We start from the raw sequence: 17,919 nt of genomic DNA, 5'->3' as shown, positions 1-17,919 counted from the left end.
AACTTTAGTCAAAACAATTTTGCTATCAAGTAATGCTTGTTCTATTTCCAGCGCTATATTTTCAGACCAAACTTCTAATGTTAATGTCTCTAATCCTTTTGGTGCAAATAAAGGAAATAATTCATTTTTGTTATTTGTTGCTACCTTTTTACATTCTGGAAGTATTGTGAAATAAGAGAAGTTACGCTGAAATTCTTTAAATAAATACTCTCTTTCCTTTACTGTTATACCCGGTTCTATTTTAGTACCTCGAACTTTATAAATTCTCTCATTGTATGGAAATAACACCCTTTTATTTTCCCCTACAATATAATCTTTCGGATATTGGAGAATATGGTCTAAATCCACCTCTCCCCCTATTTGAAAATCATCTTTTAAATTTCTAAATATCTTAATCCATTTCATGCCGGTTGTAGCTTGTTGTATTTTTAGTTTTACAAACCGTATTTTTTTATTATTTGACGCAAACTCTGAGGTAGAAATCAATATCATGCCTCGTTTTCGTCTTAAAAGTAAAGGAATATCTGGATGATTATATTCTTGATAAAATCTCCGAATTCCTATTGAAATATTTAATAATGGAGCGTTCTCACCACCGCGGGTTATGCATTCGAATCGATATACATAGGAGAAAAAATCTTGTGTTTTTTCATCTTTTATCGGCCCAGACATCGCCTCACAAATATTTTGTGATCTAAGAGGGGAAAAATAGATTTCTTCTTCATTTGTATTTTCTAAATATATAGGACGCTCACAAAAAATATGTGAGATTAAAGCGGGCACCCACTTAGAATACGTTTCATTATCATGTAGTACTGGCAAATTAGAAATCAAATCGGATTGCCATTCATATTTTGGTGGTTCTACTAATCTATTTGGTTTCCAATCATGAATAATCTCATACCAACTTTGAAAAATATAATCGAGCTGCTCTTGTCTAATAGGCTCTTTCGATACAATCCATGGTGTATTTTCATTTAATACGTACGGGTTATGCTGAATAAACAATATATCCGAAAACATATCATACAATCTTTCATTCAAACGTTTCAACTTACTCGTTAATAAAAATGTCTTATAATGTATCTCTACGATGTCCAGCCATTCAATAGGAAAGTATATAAATGATACCTTTTCATTTAAAAGGGGTTCTACTATATTTTCAAATGTTAGCAGCCTTAATTTTTTCATAAAATGATTCCTTCCTTTCTTCAGTTGTCTTGATTATCAAAAAGCTAGAACAATAGTTACTTAATCTAATCCATTTAAACCAAGTATTTAAAAGAAACGTAAAAACTGTTTATCTACATAAACTATTATCAAACCGACTCTTTTAAAAATTCAAAGTAATTATCATGTATAACACCTCTATAATATTTGTATTTCAATACATTCGAATTATACATTACACCTAATGCATTGTACTTATCATTTACAATAACTTTACAAAAAACCAAAAAAGAACACCTTAATTCGGTGCCCTTTTTACAAATATCAACCTTTATGTAATTGAACATATAGATAACAGTAATCCTCCAAATGAAATTGCTCCTAGTAAACCTACTACAACTCCTGTTAAACAAATACAATCAGCAAGACAAATAGAAGACTGCGATAATGGAACGAATGACCTACTTGTACCCGAACCATATTGTTTTATCTTCTCATAATTCATATCTAACATTAAATGTAGACATGTTACACCCTCCTCAATAGTATGTAGAGATTCTTTTTCTAATCGCTCCAATAATTTACTATCAAAAGCAACTGCTAGAGGGTACTGCTTATCCGATTTCATATTTTGATAAATTAGTTGCAAACGAGATAATATATTATTTTTCTTCTTTTCAGATGTTACTGTACATTTCATATTATTAAATTCATTTAATAACAGTGATAATTCATCTCTTTTTCCGTATAAATCTTTAGCTATTTTTCTCTTTAGTTTATACGAATGGAAAATAGATTTTAGTTCAACCATATTCATACACTTCCTAATTACATAGTATTTACCCTATTATTTTGTAGATAAACAGTACTTTTTAATCTTATTTAAAATACACTTAAGCAACTTATTTTACTATCGATTAACATTACATTAACCTTACACGGTTGTAATAAAATCATTAGCTAGAAGGAAGCAATGCCCAAACTAGACAGATATTTAATGATAAAACCATAAGAAAAAAACAATGATTAGATTTTAAATCTAGTCATTGCTTTATCCATCACATCTTGATTACATCTATATATCTTATTGTTACTTTTTCACTTGAATGATTGAATATATCCATTAATAATGGCTATATTCTTTGTCGGCACGTACATATAACTAATGTTTTTTAATTGCTAAAGTGAAACTTTAATCAGCTCTCACCAATCGGGCTTTTATGGGCAGTCCGCCACCTAGCTTCTCTTTGCTCTCGCTGAATTTTTTTGGGGATGTTACTGCCCGCAACTAGCAAGATAGATGTTATCAATATTCATACGTTACAATAGTACCGGTAGTATCAGTAAAACCATCAAAACAGTTAGAGCAACCACCACAGCCTCCACAGCCTCCACAACCAAAACAACCGAAGCAACCAATACAACGGAAGCCACCACAACGGAAGCCGCCACAACGACCACAACCGCCACAGCGACGAGCAGCATCTTCAATATAGTAATATGGATATTGGTTTTGCTGGTCCCAATAGACAATATTTCCAGACCGGTAATCATTAAGGCTTAACGCTTGTAGTTCTTGTTGAAACTGATTCATTTTCATAACCTCCGTTTATAAAATACAACTTCATCGATACTTCCCTATATTCCTGTTCGTTACATCTAAGTAGAAATAGCGCTATAAACTAAGTTCAATACGTACACCAACAAAGTATGACTTATCACTAGATGATGCACCTTGTTCATATACCTATTTTTACTATGGGCTCATTTTTATAAAGTGAAACTTTAATCAGTGGGGTTTTGTTCATCCCCTACCTAACTTCTTTGCTTCCGCTGAATTTTGAGGGGGGGGCTTACTGCCCGGCAAATAGCGGGATAAATAAAAATTAAAAAATATGAATTCTAGCGTCATATCTTCATACTTACTAAGTTCAATTAATTTCTCAATAATTATGATGCCATATCCTATATATTTCCGTCTGCTGCTTAGATTTTTCTGTACTGTAAATGGCTTTCGCTATAACACCTCCAAGTGACCGGTTTCTATGACGGATAAGAAATTCCAACAAAAAAAGCCCTAATTAGGGCTTTTCATTCTATTTCTCCAGTAAAACTCTCTATGAAATTCCTAATAGAAAAAAGACACACTTAGATTGATGCGCCTTTTTGTGATGCCTCTTTTGTGAAATCATATAAAGCAATTGCGCCTAAAAGAACAAGTATCCCTTGAGGAACATCTAGCAAAATGGTTTTCCAAATTTCTGGAATTATCCATTTAATATCTGCTGCTGTTTCAAGATATGTTTGGAAATAGCTGATTGTAAAATTAATTATCCCTAAAAATACAAATAACGATAAACCAAATCGAATTAATTTCTTATTTGTAAACATATAACACCTCTCAAAATTCATTGGATATTCCTGCTTTTGCTTCTTTATATTTCCATATCTCTATATCTGATTTTAACACATAAAGAGCTCAAAAAAAATACGATATGCATATTTGCATATCGTATTAACAACACTCCATGATAATTTAGAAATTCCTGCAAAGAAAAAACAACTCCGTTACAGCTAACAGCTCGGGTTTCTTTTCTTATTTAACTTCATACCACCAACATTTACGTTCTTTGATTGTAAAATAAATGTGACAGAAGTTTATCCAGTTAATGCGTAGACAAGTAAATGAGCTAAATTATCGATATTCTATTTCGCCATATCCGTAGCACTAATGACTTTACGCAAATTTGACAAGAAAAAATATATAGATAGGTATGATCCATACCTATCTATAACATTACTTCTATTCTTTATCCAATTACGTCTTTTACGTCTGTATCCACTGGCCACTTTTCTAATGTATAAGCCATTTCCCAAAATGAATATTCATATTGACTGCTAATAATAAAATGCTGTTTCATACGTTTGCGGTCTGCCTCTGTTACTTTTTCAGCGATAGTATCTAAACGTGTAATTTGCTCTTCAACTAGCGTACGGAACCAATCAGATCCATAAGCAGAAATCCATTCGTTATAAATTTGCTCTTCCGGCTGGCACTCTTTTAAGCGTTCGCCAATTTCATAATACAACCAATAGCAAGGTAAAATTGCTGCAATGATATCGCCTAAATGTCCTTCGTACGCAGCACGATACATATGTGAAGTATATGCGTATGCAGTTGGAGCAGGGATAAAATTATCTTTTTCTTCTTTTGTTATCCCTAATTTCTTCGCAAAATTCTCATGTAATGATAATTCCGCCTCATATGTATTTTGGGCATGGTGTGCCATACGAGCTGTCGTTTCTAATTCAAGAGCTTTTGCAGCTCCTAATGTTTGTACTCTAGCAAAATGACTCAAATAATATGAATCTTGAAGCACATAATAGCGAAAACTAGCTAAATCTAACGTTCCTTCACCAAGTTTTTTTACAAAAGGATGGTTAAAACTCGCTTCCCAAATTGAATCTACTTCTTTACGTAATGATTGTGAAAAAGTCATTTAAATCCCTCCAATAATGTATAAAATATAAGTATTTATCCACAATTATTAAAGCTGTAAAATAAAAAAACTTTCTTTACAGGCGTAAAGAAAGTGAAATCGACAGTATTTATTTACTCATTAAATAGCAACGTCTTTCCCACTTCCCTACGCTGGCATTAACCAGATCAGGTACTAAGAGTCTCAAAATCACATTTGATCTCAGCCTATAAGAGGCCCCCCTAGTGGATAAATATTTTGTTTTTATAATGTATTCATCATAGCATACTTCGTGAAACTGTCAAAAAAATTCGTTATATAATTCCCTTAAAATCCTTCTTCTTTTCTAACTTTTAATGATGTTTCAATAATCATATCTAATAGTTTGCTATAACTAATCCCCGCTGCTTCTGCACTTTTTGGCAATAAACTTGATTGTGTCATCCCTGGTAATGTATTAATTTCCATTACATATGGAATTCCGTCCTTCACCATCATATCAACTCTTGCATAAACACTACATTTTAATGCTTTATAACAAGCAAGTGACGCTTTATTTACACGTTCCTTAATTTCTGCTGGAAGTTCGATAACTTCCTCAACTGTACTAGTATCATCATATTTTGCATTGTAGTCAAAGAACTCGGCTGCATGTCGAATTGAAACTATAGGTAACTGTTTTCCATTCAGAATTGAACATGTAATTTCATCACCTTTTATATACTTCTCAATTACTACTTCAGAATCCCATTCGAATACAGTTTCTAGCATTGAGATCAATTCATTTTTATTATAAACGATTTTCACTCCGACACTCGATCCGCCAGAGTTTGGTTTTACTACTAATGGAAATCCTAACTTATCTAACTCATCAAGATTTAGATCCTCCATTTTTGTAAGTTCAATCCAATCTGGTGTTTCTACACCTTCATAACGTAAAATCTTTTTCGAAATATTTTTATCCATACATATACTGCTAGATAACATATTACTTCCGCTATAAGGAATCCCTAAACTCTCCAGTGTTCCTTGAACTGTCCCATCTTCTCCGTATTTTCCGTGTAATGCGAGCAACGCAAAGTCAATGTCTTTCGCTTTTTCAATTAAATCCACTTTTTCATTTAATGGAATTGGAACTATTTCATACTTATTTTTATCTAAATGAGCAATCATTTCATTCCCCGTCATAATTGAAACTTGTTTTTCAGACGATACCCCGCCCATAATAACACCGATTTTCATTTTCTCAACTCCAAATTTCATTTTTTAATGTATCACCAATTATTTTAATTCCCCGAACTATTTCTTCTTCTTTCAAGCGCGAAAACCCTAATCGGAAAGTGTTCGCTCCTTCTCCATCAGAGTAAAAAACATCTCCAGGTGAAAACGTAACGCCTTTCTCATAACACTTTTGTAAAAGTGTGCGGGCATTCATATGCTCTTCTAGCTCTATAAATAAATGCAGTCCACCATCTCCAGTCATTCTTTTAAAAGGAATGTACTGGTTACATGCCCCGACAGCTAACTCATATTTTTTCTTATAAACAGATCTTGCCTTTTTTAAATATTTCTCAAAATATCCCTCATGTAAATATTGAAACAGAACAGCTTGATCTAACGTAGATGTGTGGATCGTTCTTGCTCTTTTTACGCTTTCTAAATAATGAATCAGCTCTTTATCTGCAATAATCCAGCCTACACGTAAACCAGGGAAAAGTACCTTTGAAAAGCTACTAATATAAATCACATTATTGCCAGCTCCAGCAAAAGTTAATAATGGAGCTAAATGTGAACCTGAATAACGTAATTCTTCATTAAATCCGTCCTCTATAATAGGAACCTTGTATTTTGAGAATAACCTCATCAATTCCGTTCTTTTCTCTGAACTCGTAACAATACCGGTTGGATTATGATAAGAAGGAATTAAATAAGCAAAATCAAAATCTTTTTCACGCAAACTTTTTTCAACTTCATTCGTATCAATACCATCCTCATGCATATCAATCCCATGAACTTCAAGTCCATGTAAACGGAAAAGCTTAAGTGCAGCGTGGTGAGTTGGATTCTCACAAATGACACGCCCGGATTTTTTTGATAAAGAAGAGAGTACAATATCCAATCCTTCTGTAAATCCATTTGTAATTAGAATATCTTTATTCGAAATGTCTACACCTTTCATTTCCATGTAATGAAGTAAATAATTCATTAACGGTCTATATCCCTTTGCATATCCGTAGTTCAATACGATGTCTCCTTCAATGGACATACGAGTAAGAAAAGCTCTTTTGAAATTTTCAACATCAAATAGCTTCTCATCCGGGGCTATACTATTAAAAACAATCATTCCCTTTTCCCAACGAACACCATGTTTCATTAAATCTAATTCATCCGCTAATGCGGTCACTGTATTAAGTTTCTTTTTCCAATCTATTTCAACAGACGAAGTGTTAGATATATCCACCTTCGCAACAAAGTTCCCTTTTCCTTTAACTGCATAAATGAGTCCTTCTTGCTCTAAATCTGCATAAGCAGCGAGTACAGTGTTTCTACTCACACTTAGTAATTCACTTAGTTCCCTTGTTGATGGGATTTTTTGATCCCCGAGCAAATGCCCTTTCATAATCATCTTCTTCAAATAATCTTTCAACTGAATATAAACGGGACGATCTTTAACAACTTTAAAATCCTTAAACAATTCCTTACCCCCTGCAATCATTTTTGCATATTTATTTCATTCTCAAAAGGTCCACGACATATGTATTTTTTATAAAGGGCGGTACGGTCTTACAAATCTTTTCGATATAAGTTAATTACATCTTTTAAAGCTGCAGCTGCAGCGCCTCTTGGATTAGAAGCCCCACCAATTGTAGTAACTTGTCCCATCGTATCTGTAAAGAACGTAATTCCTTTTTCGGTTCCATTTACTTTTGCTAACGGATGATTTTTTTCTATTTGGCACGGTTCAACATTTAAATTCACATTGCCTCCCTCATCCTTATATGTTGATGCTATTAATTTAATAATTTTATGTTGTTCCTTAGCATTTCGAATTTGCTGTTTTGTAACGTGCTCGATTCCTTTTATATGTATATCAGTAAGTGTTTTCTCTGTTTCCATTAAGCTGTTTGTCAAAAGTAACAATTTACACGCACTATCTGAACCACTTATATCTAATATAGGGTTCGTCTCAGCAATTCCTTTATTTTGTGCTTCTTTCAGTGCTTCTTCAAATGTCATATCTTCCTCATACATTTTCGTAAGAATATAATTAGTTGTTCCATTTAATATTCCTTCTATTTTTTCAATACTGCAACCGGCTAAACTAAATTGTCCGATATCTAGTGTCGGTAGTGCAGCGGCTGTTGCACCGCTATATCGAATTCGTATATTTGCGCCTTTTGCTGCTTCATTTATTTCTCTCCAGTTTGTAACGAGCGCACCTTTAGAAATTGCTACTATATCCATCTGTTTTTCAATCGCTTGTTTCATATATTGTTTCCCTGGATTTCCATCTTTAAGATTTGTAACTGTTGATTCTACCAATACAGTACCACTTATGCTAGTTGTTGCACGTTCCTTCGGATGATACTCTAAATATTTTTCAATTGCAGCGGTACCGCCACCATACATCAATAAATGATGAAGTGATAAGCCGTCTTCATTATGTATTGCAATATTTCTCCCTAATACGCCACTTACAACTAATTGAATCCCATATGTTTCATATATATATGAATATTTTTCATTTAATAATTTTATAAACTCTCTGCCTACTGTTCCGTATCCTGATAATACAACTTGAATTTTCATAATATCCCCCCATATTTTTCTACCAAATCCCTCTTTCAATATAATATAAAACGCTCTCGAATTCCATCGAGAGCGCTTTATTATTACCTATTTCGGTAAACGTGATAGCTTTTCAGCAATTGTTCTATAAAACTCTTGAATGCTAGAAAAACCTAATGAGTCTGAAACACTTAATCCTACCATATCGAGATGATCCCAATTCGCTTTCGTTTCGATATGATTCCATTTTCCAATCTGTAATGACCCATTATTATTTACAGCAACATTAGAAGATGGTGCAATCATAGAATTCGTATTTACTACACCATCATTTTGCCACCAAGAAGTATCAACTAACGGACGGTTTTCTTCATATCTCGCATAAGAACCTAAGAAAAATGCATTCCCCATCAACACTTTATTCATCGTTATATGAGGCAAATGTAAACCTGTTATAGGTGCTGCTTGTGATGCATGTCCACTATAGGATAAATAATACACATCTGGTTGCGTCTTTACCCAATTATTTAACTCCTTTGCACCATCTGTACTTAAGTCCCATTGACTTATATCTTTTGTATTTTTCCAAAGTGAACTATTTAGAATACGATTACTATATTGGAAAAAGGACTCTCCAGCATTCTTCTTTATACCCCATTGATCCAATTTAAAATCATATAATGATAAATTATTGTTTCCTCCAAAGCTTGCAGCTGTAATGAGTAAATCTTTAACGAACGGCAGTAGAAGACTACCATCCGCAAGTGTTGTACCGTTGTGAGGGGTTGCTAATGTTGTAACACTATGAACGTATGATTTTCCGCCTTCAAATAGTGGTGATATTTTGGTGTCTGGGTGATTTTTCACATAATTCTTTTCTTCAAAACTACCTTCTTTTAATAGCTGTACTAATGTTCTAATCGTTTGTCCACCCATGCTATGTCCAACTAAATGAATTTTATTTGTTTCACTCCAATTCGGCGCAAAACCACTATAAGTTCTGCCAAAACGATTATGTCCATGTTTCTCAGCATGGACTGCACCATAGTCTACTGTCCCACCGCTAATTTGTGCATACAATTCACATGCACGATCCCAGTTACTAGAAACAGGTCCAACAGCTGCGGTATGTACCGTATAACCATTTCGTTTCAAATCTTCCTGTATATCATGAACACCACCCCAATATTTTACGCCAAGCATTTCTTCTCTACCCCATCCAGCAAATCCATTCACCAATATGATAGGATAATTATTTTGTTGCCTCTCTTCAGCGTATGATATTTTCGCTGCGAATGAACATACGGTCACTAATGCAAAAAAACATATTTTTAAAAATAACTTCCCCATACTTTCTCCCCCTAATAAAACGTTTACATTTTTCTTTTCAAAAAAATAACAGAATAATTTAACAATTTAAACATAATGTAAAGTATTTTATATACGTTGTATATATAGAAAACATATACAAATGTTGATAAATATTAATTCAAGTAAATATTTACTTTTTACAATACAACTTATAAATCTATTTATTTAGATTTATAATTAGATATAGTTTCCTCATGTTAAAAAGATTTAAAAACCATAAGAAAACTAATCTCATTGCTTGAAAAGGAGGAAAAATCATGCAAATCGGATCAAATATTCATACATTGTCTCAACCTACTAAAATAACTCCATCTAATCTTGAGCATAATACTATCTCTTCTACTAAACTTGAAAGTAAGAAAATAAATGATCCTATCAAGTTTGATATTCGTTTATCTGAAAAAGAAATGAAACAGCCTGAGCATAAATTTAATGAATTAGATTTATGGAAGATGTTAAAGGATAAAGGTGTTCCCTTATGGATCATCCTTGAAATGCTACAAAAGGCTCGTAAAGAAAAAGAAGCCCAAAATAATTCAGTTCAAAATTCAAATGGGATTGAGGAAACAAACGAGACTCGATTAAATGAAGTAATGTAAAGCATAATAATTGATTTGTCTATAAACTAAAAAGAGTTCGAAGCTGATGAAATTTTTATCAACTCCGAACTCTTTTTTAAGGTTTTTCGCCAATCGTTACAAATTGAAAAGATACTTCTCCTTCCAAACCTTTAATTAGCTTTTTTACTTTGACATTTTCATTAACCATTGTATTATCTGTCGACATTTTAGGTCTTTCATCACCTAGAGATTTCTTTAATTGAAGAAGGTGCATTTTCGTTTCATTTGCTTTTATTTCCTTATATACGCTATTTTTTGCTACAATCACATACGATTGCGTTGGATATTTACGAGTGTTTCCTATCCAAGTGTCACTATCGTATGTAACAGGAATCTCATTTCCTTCTATTTTAATACTTTTCATAGTCTTTTCGTCTTCATTTGTAAACAATAGTGATCCTTCTTTTGGGAATTTTGGTAACGTATCTAAAATATAATTTGAGCCATTACCTCGTTTATGAAAAATTTTTTCTTTAATCAGTGCTAGTGCTGTAGATTCATTTAAAATTAATACATGTCCATTTCCAACTTCACCTTTTTTCACAGAAAACACTTCATTTTCTTTCGTAATTTCCTGATAACGATTAATAATTGGTGAAATATTATTTTCATCTCCAATAATTAATACACCGTTTGCAGGAAATGATTTATCCTTTTTAGAGCATGAACTAAAGCTTATTAAAAGTATTATAGTTAACATAAAAATAGTTAAAGTTCTTTTCATCACGGTTCCTTTCATAATTCATATCATTTTTTACATGCTTTTCTGTAATTTTATTAGTTGATATCCTTTATTGCTCCATAGTCTTATAAAGCTTTTGTAGGTAACGCCAACGAGTAATAAAGAAATATAAAACTTGTATACATATAAATGAAATTAAAATAAAAATCGAGCTATTTAAAATAGAAAAACTAACTAATTGTTGCAGTGCCGTATACGCTACTACAGTATGAATCACCGCAACAGCAATCGGTAAGAAGAACATTAATAATAACTGTCTCGTTACAACTTTCTTTAGCTCCCGTTTACTTAACCCCATTTTCGAAATCATTTTATACTGCTGTTGATCACGATTCAAATCAGTATATAATCGAAAATAAATAAAACTAGCAGCAAATGTAAAGAAAACGATTCCGACTAAAACACTTGCCATAAGTAATAAACCATTCTTTTGCTTTGCCTCCAACAAGTTTAATGTTAAAGCTTCAAAGTAGAAATCTCTGTCCCTAAGATCTTTATCGAATATACTCTTTAATTGATTGGAAATCTCTTTCGTTTTTATCCAATCATCTACAACAAATCCGTAAGTACGATGTTGAATATCTTCATCCTCTGGATTACTCGTCAGAGGAATTTCATCATACACATGATCTTGAACAGCAATATAAATACTACTAGAATCATGTGGTAAAACTAAATTCTCTACAGTTTTCTTCACACGAAATGTCTTTGTCCAATCTCCTTGAATGACTTCAATATTTTTTTTATAGTCACCATTTTTAAATTCTTGCTTTTGTGACACCCTCCCAGGGATTAGTAAAATTTCATCTTCTTTTTCAATCGTTTCATGTTGGTACCCGAGTGCTCTCGTAAGTTCGTTATATTCACTTAATTTCAATACATTTACGTTACTTTCTGTAAATTTACTTGAAGATGAAGCCATTCGATACGGAATATTTGCATCCAAGAGATGTTTTTTTATAATAGAGAGATGTTTATCTACCAATTTGTTGTTTTCAGAGCTTTCATACAGAAATGTATATGGGTTTGTCATCCACACTAAATTTCTATTACCAATAGCAGCTGTTGTACCAATAGCTGTAAATGCAACTGCTGAAATAATAGATACAATAAAAAACATCGTTGCATTATCTTTCATACGGTAAATTAATTCAGAAAACGTTAATATATTTGTTCTTTTTAAAAAGAAAGATTCTCTCCTTTTAGCAAGATGTAATATATAAACGCTACACTGTGTATATAAAAAGTACGTTCCTATAATTACTAGTAAGACACCCATTCCAAGTGTAGTAAAACTGGAACTTGAAATAAAGCGAAATACTGAGAAATATCCATATCCTATACTAATTAAAGAAAGCAGTGATAATAAAATTGAAGATTTCGGTTCAGGTTTTGGTTTTTCCTCTGCTCGAATAAGTTCGACAAGTTCCGTTATTTTTACCATTTTAAATGTAAATAGTGAAACAATGAAAAATAAGAAAAGAAAAGTGATAACTGTTAATAATACAGCCTTCACTGGTGTATAAAAAGGCAAACCATTATTAATCATTAATACACTTGCGCTTATCAATAAAACTAGTTTAGAAAATATGAGTCCAATGAAAATCCCTATACAAATTGAACCAAGTCCAATCAACATATTTTCAATTAATAATAATTTCTTAAACTGTCTCATTGACATACCTTGCATCATTAATATGCCAAATTCTTTCTTACGAGTTTTTAAAAATGAACTAACTGAATATAAAATAAAGAAAAATGAAAATACAAAAATCAAACCTTGCGAAATTGTAAATCCCATCGTACCATATGCACTCATTGTTGCACTTGTTGATTTTAATTCCCCTTGTAAATCAGGATGAAATAATAAAAGAGCATACGTAAAGAAAACCATAATAGAAAATGTACTACTTAAAAAATGGGCAGCATATGTACGCTTATTACGAAAAATATTATTAAATGCGAACTGACGAAAAGTCATGCCTTTTCCCTCCTAACAAAGAAAGAACATCCATAATCTTTTGATAAAAGGCTTGTCTGCTTTCACCACAATAAATTTCGTTATATAGTTGACCATCTTTAATAAAGATTACTCGGCTGCAAAAGCTCGCTGCATACGGATCATGTGTAACTAACATCATCGTTGCTTTTTCTTCTTTATTAAGAGTATCAAGCATCTCCATTACATCATTTGAAGATTTAGAGTCCAAGTTCCCTGTTGGTTCATCTGCAAGTAATAATTGCGGCTTATGAACGATCGCACGAGCGATTGCTGTTCTTTGAGCTTGTCCCCCTGATATTTCAAATGTTCTTTTATTCAAGATATCTGTAATATTTAACTTCTCTGCAATCTCTTCCAATCGCTTGTTCATTTCTTGCACGGAAACACCATCTAAAGTCATCGGCAATACGATGTTTTCTTTTACAGTAAGTGTGCTAAGAAGATTAAATGATTGAAAAACAAATCCTAATTGTTTTCTGCGGAATAACGCTAAATCTTCTGATGATAATTGGAAAGGATTTGTGCCATTTATTAAAATTTCTCCCGATGATGGAGAATCAATAGTAGATACCATATTTAATAACGTTGTTTTTCCACTACCAGATGGCCCCATAATCCCTACAAATTCACCTTCTTGAATTGATAAATCAATATCAACTAATGCTTTATAAGGTACTTTCCCTTTATATACTTTACTAATACTTTTTGCATGTAAAATTTCCATGTATATTCTCCCTTCATTTGCACGTCTCATAACAGAGTGTAAATGAATTGTCTTACAGCTCATATTGATTCGCCTTTCATTTATCTTACACGCTTGTAAGATTTCTAAAAAAACTGATAATAAAACTTTTTTTAAACTGAAATTAACGCATAACTATCTTATAATAATTGTATAGTAGCAGGAAATACAAAGTATATGAAACCTTTATTATATAAATGAGAAAAGACCGATTGCTTTATCGGTCTTTTACTACCCAACGTTATATTTTTATCCACTCAGATCTTCTCAATATATAATGATTATATATTTGATTTTCTATCCTCTGTTGGCTCTTATAAATAAACCCACATTTTTCAATAACTTTATTTGATGCTACATTGTTAATTAAAGCAATTGCGTTAAGGACATTTAAATTTGTTTCTTTAAACAAAAAGTCAATTAAACCTTTAGTCGCTTTTGTAGCATAGCCATGATTTTGATGTTCATTTGAGATAGCATACATTATCTCTCTGTTTGGTGAAGGGAGTTCTTCTTTCATACCTGTGCAGCACCATCCAATAAATTCATTTGTGGTTTTCTTAAATATTCCTAGTCTTAATATGTGATCATCTATGTTAGTCGTAGTTCTCACTGCATGAAGAAACGCTTTATTTTCTGGTATTTCATAATTTACAACCCAATTAACCCTTTGTTCTTTCGTCGATTTCCAGTCCGGTAAAAACTTTTCTATTTCCGGTTGATTGGATATGTTATAAATACTCTCTGTATCTTTGACCGTAAACTCTTGTAGGTATATATCTCCACAATCTATTTTAAATAACTTAGTGAATCTCTCTTCATCCATGTTAATCCCCCTTACTTACATTAAAGCTCCTTAATCTGCTTCGTAAGTTCCATAAACCGTTCATCCAGTGCTTTATATTCTTTGTCGTTAGAAGTTAAAAAGCTTAATTTCCCTAATACTTCTTGTCTCTCTGTTTCTAACGTTAAACGTAGCTCTTCAATATCATCTCTTGTTTTCGTAGGTTCTTCTAGCTGCTTTTGTATCGTATTGTTTGAAAACACGAGTTTTGTGTTAGTTGTTTTCTCCAAAAAATATCGATCGTGAGATACAATTACTAATGTTCCGTTATACTCAGCTAATGTATTTTCAAGTTGTTCACGTGAAGGTAGATCCAAGTGATTCGTCGGTTCGTCTAAAATGAGTACATCTTTTTCATCTAAAATATAAGCCATTAGCTTACATTTTACTCTTTCTCCCATACTCATATGCTCAATCGGCTCTTTCCATTGAGAAGCTTGGAACCCTAAATGTTTCATTAAATTTTGGACTTTTCCTCTTTCTTCAAACGTCTCTTTAAAAAATAAATTTTCTGGTGTTTTATCAAGCGGTAAATCAAAAACTTCTTGTGTTAAATAGCCGATGTTCGCAGATGGTGAAATCCATATTTCTCCTTCAGCAGTTTCCGTTCCCATAATCATCTTCAGTAATGTTGTTTTCCCACTACCGTTTGGTCCAACAATCGCAACTTTCTCACCGTGCTGAATTGTAAAATTAACGTTTTCAAATAATACTTTCCCATGAAAGTCTTTTTTTAATTGCTTCACTTCTAAAAAACGTTTTCCTACTTTTTTGTTCGCTTGAATAGAAAACTCAACTGAATACTCTTCTTTCACACGTTCTACTTTCGCTTTCTCCAGCTCTTTTTCAAGTCGTTTTCGTTTTGACTTCACTTGTGCATCCATTCGCTTCGCTTTTACACGATAGAATTCTTTCACACCTTCTTGTTTTGTAGACTGCGCGTGTGCCTTTTGTGACCATGAACTCAATTCTTTTATATGTGTTTCTACTTGTTCTATCTTTTTTTGCTGCTTTTCATATTCACGCTGCTGCGACTTTCTTTTTTTCTCACGTGCTTTCATGTAGCTCGTATAATTACCACTATGCTCAATTAATTTTTTGTCCTCAATTGACCATATTTTTGTTGCGACAACATCTAAAAAATATCGATCATGCGATACAACGATAACTGTACCTTTCATGTTTTTTATTTGTTTAATGAGAAATCCCGTACTGATCTCATCTAAATGATTTGTCGGTTCGTCTAATATTAAGACATTAGGATTTTCAGCAAATCCTTTTGCTAATCGAATTTTCAGCTTTTCACCACCACTTAAAGTATGAAAATCGTTCGTTGGCACGCCCCATTTCGCAAGAAGTTCTGCTTCTTTTGCAATTACATCATTACTAATAAAAGATTCTATTTCTTGCTCAACATATGCTGTTGTCATATTCATTTGCATCCATTCAACAGTACCTTTTGAAGGTTCAATCTTCCCATTTATTAATTGAAGTAACGTTGATTTACCAGCACCATTTTTACCGATTAATCCGATAACATCCCCTTGTTTTACTGTCACATTCATTTTCTCTAACAACATATTTTCTTTTATTTCAACATAAACATCATTTAATTTTAATAGTTCTTTCATAAATACCGATCCCTTTCATTAAGGGAGAATAAAAAATCCTCCCAAATAAATTTGGCAGGATTAGTCATTACATTATTTATACCCAAATAAGCTATTGCGCAATATAAATAGCAATACCGTTGTATGGAAATTGGGCAGACTAATCCTATTTTTTAGAAATTGAAATTTATTTAATTTCAACATTTAAAAATAAGATTAGTTAATCATCGTCCACCCATCATTCCTTTCCGTCGTTAATAACCATATTGTACCATACTAGTACTGTATGAGTAAATGCAATTATATGTGCTGTTAAAAAGATTGCTTTCTTTTAGGTTTATTTATCATTCCTTAACTTCATGTTGAATAAGCACAAGTTACATTGATTGTAATACGTCCTTTAGATTTCCCCAGTAGTAAACTTCTAAGCACTCTCTATTATATAAAGTGAAACTTTAATCAGTGGGGGTTTTCTTCATCCCCACTGATTATTAGTTGAACCAATCGGACTTTAATGGGCAGCCCGACCCCCACCTAATTTCTTTGCTTTCGCTGAATTTTGAGGTGGGGGTCTTACTGCCCATTAAAGCGGGATAAATTTTGTATAAAAACAAAATGTTATTCATTATCCAATAATAACTTATTGTTTTTCGATAAATTTTTATTGATTATTCCCTTGTAATAAGCTATTATATCTTTACAGAAAATATTAATGTAAGGATTGAATTTATGGACAGGACATTAAAAATCACAAAGTTAAATATGTTTTTAAGGATTTTTCTCGTCCCGATTATAGTAGGGATAATTGTTGGTATACTAACTAAATTGGGGCAAGGTATACTTCCTGGACATTGGAATTCATTAGCTAATCTAGGAAGCATTTGGTTAGTTCCATCCTTTTTTGTGGCTAGCTTTAGTTATTCTAAGCGTACAGCTATACTTTCTGGTATCCTTGCACTACTCGGTATGGTATTAGGCTACTATGGTTATGCAATAGTTATTAAAAATGTAGCTCACTCTATTTATTTTATATCCGTATGGATTGTATGTGCATGTATAGGAGGAACTATCTTTGGAGTTGCAGGTTTTCTATGGAAAGATACTACGGATCCACTTCATAAATTCGGAAGCGCGCTTATTAGTGGCGTTTTTGTAACGGATGGACTTCACATTCTTTTAAATTTTGAAGACTATAGTCACATGTTACCTGTTGGATATACCGAAGTCATAGTCGGGATTATCTTGATTCTTGTATTAGAACGCTCTAATGCTAATCGAATTTCTTCTTTCTTAATGATGGTTCCTATCACTATTTTAGGATTAATTGGATATAAATTATTAAGTTTGTTTACTTAATTAAAATTCATGAAGCTAGCTCTTTCAAAGGGCGAGCTTTTTTCTTACAAAAAACTATTTAAATATTAATAAATTATTAAAAACCTCTCATTTAACAGCCTTATTTATTATTGTGTCATTACACATACTTACACGACCTTTTATTAGGATCATACCAGTCTTTTATATCATTTTATTTAATCCATATAAAGTAA

The 17,919-nt window shown here is 32.4% G+C and carries 16 protein-coding genes, 1 pseudogene and 1 riboswitch; of the genes and pseudogenes, 2 read left to right on the top strand and 15 right to left on the bottom strand.

Annotated features, from left to right (window positions below; genetic code table 11):
- From V6946_RS13250 to V6946_RS13205, 10 genes and pseudogenes are all read right to left on the bottom strand, one after another.
- The coding region (locus tag V6946_RS13250) for a pPIWI_RE module domain-containing protein (RefSeq protein ID WP_406622327.1) at window positions 1-1,191 on the bottom strand (1,191 nt) is incomplete at its 3' end.
- A gap of 310 nt (window positions 1,192-1,501) precedes the next feature.
- Window positions 1,502-1,987: a hypothetical protein gene (locus V6946_RS13245; protein WP_002024190.1), complete on the bottom strand. Its 486-nt coding sequence runs from the start codon at window positions 1,985-1,987 to the stop codon at window positions 1,502-1,504.
- A 209-nt stretch (window positions 1,988-2,196) separates the two neighbouring features.
- Window positions 2,197-2,331: pseudogene (locus tag V6946_RS13240) on the bottom strand (site-specific integrase); the annotation flags it as partial.
- A 145-nt stretch (window positions 2,332-2,476) separates the two neighbouring features.
- Window positions 2,477-2,770: a heterocycloanthracin/sonorensin family bacteriocin gene (locus V6946_RS13235; RefSeq protein ID WP_002041180.1), complete on the bottom strand. Its 294-nt coding sequence runs from the start codon at window positions 2,768-2,770 to the stop codon at window positions 2,477-2,479.
- A 548-nt stretch (window positions 2,771-3,318) separates the two neighbouring features.
- The gene (locus V6946_RS13230) at window positions 3,319-3,582 is read right to left on the bottom strand and encodes a DUF3937 family protein (protein ID WP_366981570.1); all 264 of its coding nucleotides are present in this window, start codon (window positions 3,580-3,582) and stop codon (window positions 3,319-3,321) included.
- 398 nt (window positions 3,583-3,980) lie between these two features.
- A complete protein-coding gene (gene tenA / locus V6946_RS13225; RefSeq protein ID WP_000144513.1) occupies window positions 3,981-4,670 on the bottom strand; it encodes a thiaminase II in 690 nt (229 codons plus the stop codon).
- A 127-nt stretch (window positions 4,671-4,797) separates the two neighbouring features.
- Window positions 4,798-4,903: riboswitch (TPP riboswitch) on the bottom strand.
- Between the two features lie 73 nt (window positions 4,904-4,976).
- The gene (locus V6946_RS13220) at window positions 4,977-5,891 is read right to left on the bottom strand and encodes a D-alanine--D-alanine ligase (RefSeq protein ID WP_006921591.1); all 915 of its coding nucleotides are present in this window, start codon (window positions 5,889-5,891) and stop codon (window positions 4,977-4,979) included.
- A 4-nt stretch (window positions 5,892-5,895) separates the two neighbouring features.
- On the bottom strand, window positions 5,896-7,344 hold the full coding sequence (locus V6946_RS13215; RefSeq protein WP_006921590.1) for a PLP-dependent aminotransferase family protein: 1,449 nt from the start codon (window positions 7,342-7,344) through the stop codon (window positions 5,896-5,898).
- Between the two features lie 89 nt (window positions 7,345-7,433).
- The gene (locus tag V6946_RS13210; RefSeq protein ID WP_006921589.1) at window positions 7,434-8,459 is read right to left on the bottom strand and encodes a homoserine dehydrogenase; all 1,026 of its coding nucleotides are present in this window, start codon (window positions 8,457-8,459) and stop codon (window positions 7,434-7,436) included.
- Between the two features lie 87 nt (window positions 8,460-8,546).
- On the bottom strand, window positions 8,547-9,788 hold the full coding sequence (locus V6946_RS13205) for a lipase (RefSeq protein WP_366981571.1): 1,242 nt from the start codon (window positions 9,786-9,788) through the stop codon (window positions 8,547-8,549).
- Between the two features lie 278 nt (window positions 9,789-10,066).
- Here V6946_RS13205 and V6946_RS13200 point away from each other — a divergent pair, with 278 nt between their 5' ends.
- Window positions 10,067-10,408, top strand: a complete 342-nt coding sequence (locus V6946_RS13200; RefSeq protein WP_001165493.1) for a DUF3914 domain-containing protein — start codon at window positions 10,067-10,069, stop codon at window positions 10,406-10,408.
- Between the two features lie 76 nt (window positions 10,409-10,484).
- On the opposite strand, the gene V6946_RS13195 is transcribed toward V6946_RS13200, so the two are convergent.
- The 5 genes from V6946_RS13195 to abc-f all read right to left on the bottom strand — a co-directional run bounded on the left by V6946_RS13195 (window position 10,485) and on the right by abc-f (window position 16,390).
- Window positions 10,485-11,153 carry a lipoprotein BA_5634 family protein gene (locus V6946_RS13195; protein WP_006921587.1) on the bottom strand — a complete coding sequence of 223 codons (669 nt, stop codon included), beginning with the start codon at window positions 11,151-11,153 and terminating at the stop codon, window positions 10,485-10,487.
- Window positions 11,154-11,220: 67 nt separating this feature from the next.
- Entirely contained in the window at window positions 11,221-13,152 is a 1,932-nt protein-coding gene (locus V6946_RS13190) for an ABC transporter permease (protein WP_006921585.1), read from the bottom strand.
- Window positions 13,127-13,897 carry an ABC transporter ATP-binding protein gene (locus tag V6946_RS13185; protein WP_000404282.1) on the bottom strand — a complete coding sequence of 257 codons (771 nt, stop codon included), beginning with the start codon at window positions 13,895-13,897 and terminating at the stop codon, window positions 13,127-13,129. The genes V6946_RS13190 and V6946_RS13185 overlap by 26 nt, the downstream gene beginning before the upstream one ends.
- 259 nt (window positions 13,898-14,156) lie before the next feature.
- Window positions 14,157-14,741 (bottom strand): GNAT family N-acetyltransferase, encoded by a 585-nt coding sequence (locus V6946_RS13180; RefSeq protein ID WP_006921584.1) that lies wholly within the window; start codon window positions 14,739-14,741, stop codon window positions 14,157-14,159.
- 20 nt (window positions 14,742-14,761) lie between these two features.
- Complete coding sequence (gene abc-f, locus V6946_RS13175; protein WP_000661370.1) at window positions 14,762-16,390, bottom strand: ribosomal protection-like ABC-F family protein; 1,629 nt, start codon at window positions 16,388-16,390, stop codon at window positions 14,762-14,764.
- A 708-nt stretch (window positions 16,391-17,098) separates the two neighbouring features.
- Here abc-f and V6946_RS13170 point away from each other — a divergent pair.
- Entirely contained in the window at window positions 17,099-17,725 is a 627-nt protein-coding gene (locus tag V6946_RS13170) for a DUF6518 family protein (RefSeq protein WP_406622326.1), read from the top strand.
- The last annotated feature ends 194 nt before the right edge of the window (window positions 17,726-17,919 follow it).

Origin of the sequence: Bacillus sp. PPSBB_2 (assembly GCF_045291115.1) — a bacterium.
In the GTDB taxonomy this organism is placed as follows: Bacteria; Bacillota; Bacilli; order Bacillales; family Bacillaceae_G; genus Bacillus_A; species Bacillus_A cereus.
The sequence above is the reverse complement of the archived record's forward strand: the minus strand, read 5'-3'. Positions and strand labels throughout refer to the sequence as shown.

Bases quoted from the DNA above. Each gene is read 5' to 3' on its own strand.
- V6946_RS13245 (WP_002024190.1), bottom strand. From the start codon at position 1,987: ATGAATATGGTTGAACTAAAATCTATTTTCCATTCGTATAAACTAAAG.
- V6946_RS13235 (WP_002041180.1), bottom strand. From the start codon at position 2,770: ATGAAAATGAATCAGTTTCAACAAGAACTACAAGCGTTAAGCCTTAAT.
- V6946_RS13230 (WP_366981570.1), bottom strand. From the start codon at position 3,582: ATGAATTTTGAGAGGTGTTATATGTTTACAAATAAGAAATTAATTCGA.
- tenA (WP_000144513.1), bottom strand. From the start codon at position 4,670: ATGACTTTTTCACAATCATTACGTAAAGAAGTAGATTCAATTTGGGAA.
- V6946_RS13220 (WP_006921591.1), bottom strand. From the start codon at position 5,891: ATGAAAATCGGTGTTATTATGGGCGGGGTATCGTCTGAAAAACAAGTT.
- V6946_RS13210 (WP_006921589.1), bottom strand. From the start codon at position 8,459: ATGAAAATTCAAGTTGTATTATCAGGATACGGAACAGTAGGCAGAGAG.
- V6946_RS13205 (WP_366981571.1), bottom strand. From the start codon at position 9,788: ATGGGGAAGTTATTTTTAAAAATATGTTTTTTTGCATTAGTGACCGTA.
- V6946_RS13200 (WP_001165493.1), top strand. From the start codon at position 10,067: ATGCAAATCGGATCAAATATTCATACATTGTCTCAACCTACTAAAATA.
- V6946_RS13195 (WP_006921587.1), bottom strand. From the start codon at position 11,153: ATGAAAAGAACTTTAACTATTTTTATGTTAACTATAATACTTTTAATA.
- V6946_RS13190 (WP_006921585.1), bottom strand. From the start codon at position 13,152: ATGACTTTTCGTCAGTTCGCATTTAATAATATTTTTCGTAATAAGCGT.
- V6946_RS13185 (WP_000404282.1), bottom strand. From the start codon at position 13,897: ATGGAAATTTTACATGCAAAAAGTATTAGTAAAGTATATAAAGGGAAA.
- V6946_RS13180 (WP_006921584.1), bottom strand. From the start codon at position 14,741: ATGGATGAAGAGAGATTCACTAAGTTATTTAAAATAGATTGTGGAGAT.
- abc-f (WP_000661370.1), bottom strand. From the start codon at position 16,390: ATGAAAGAACTATTAAAATTAAATGATGTTTATGTTGAAATAAAAGAA.
- V6946_RS13170 (WP_406622326.1), top strand. From the start codon at position 17,099: ATGGACAGGACATTAAAAATCACAAAGTTAAATATGTTTTTAAGGATT.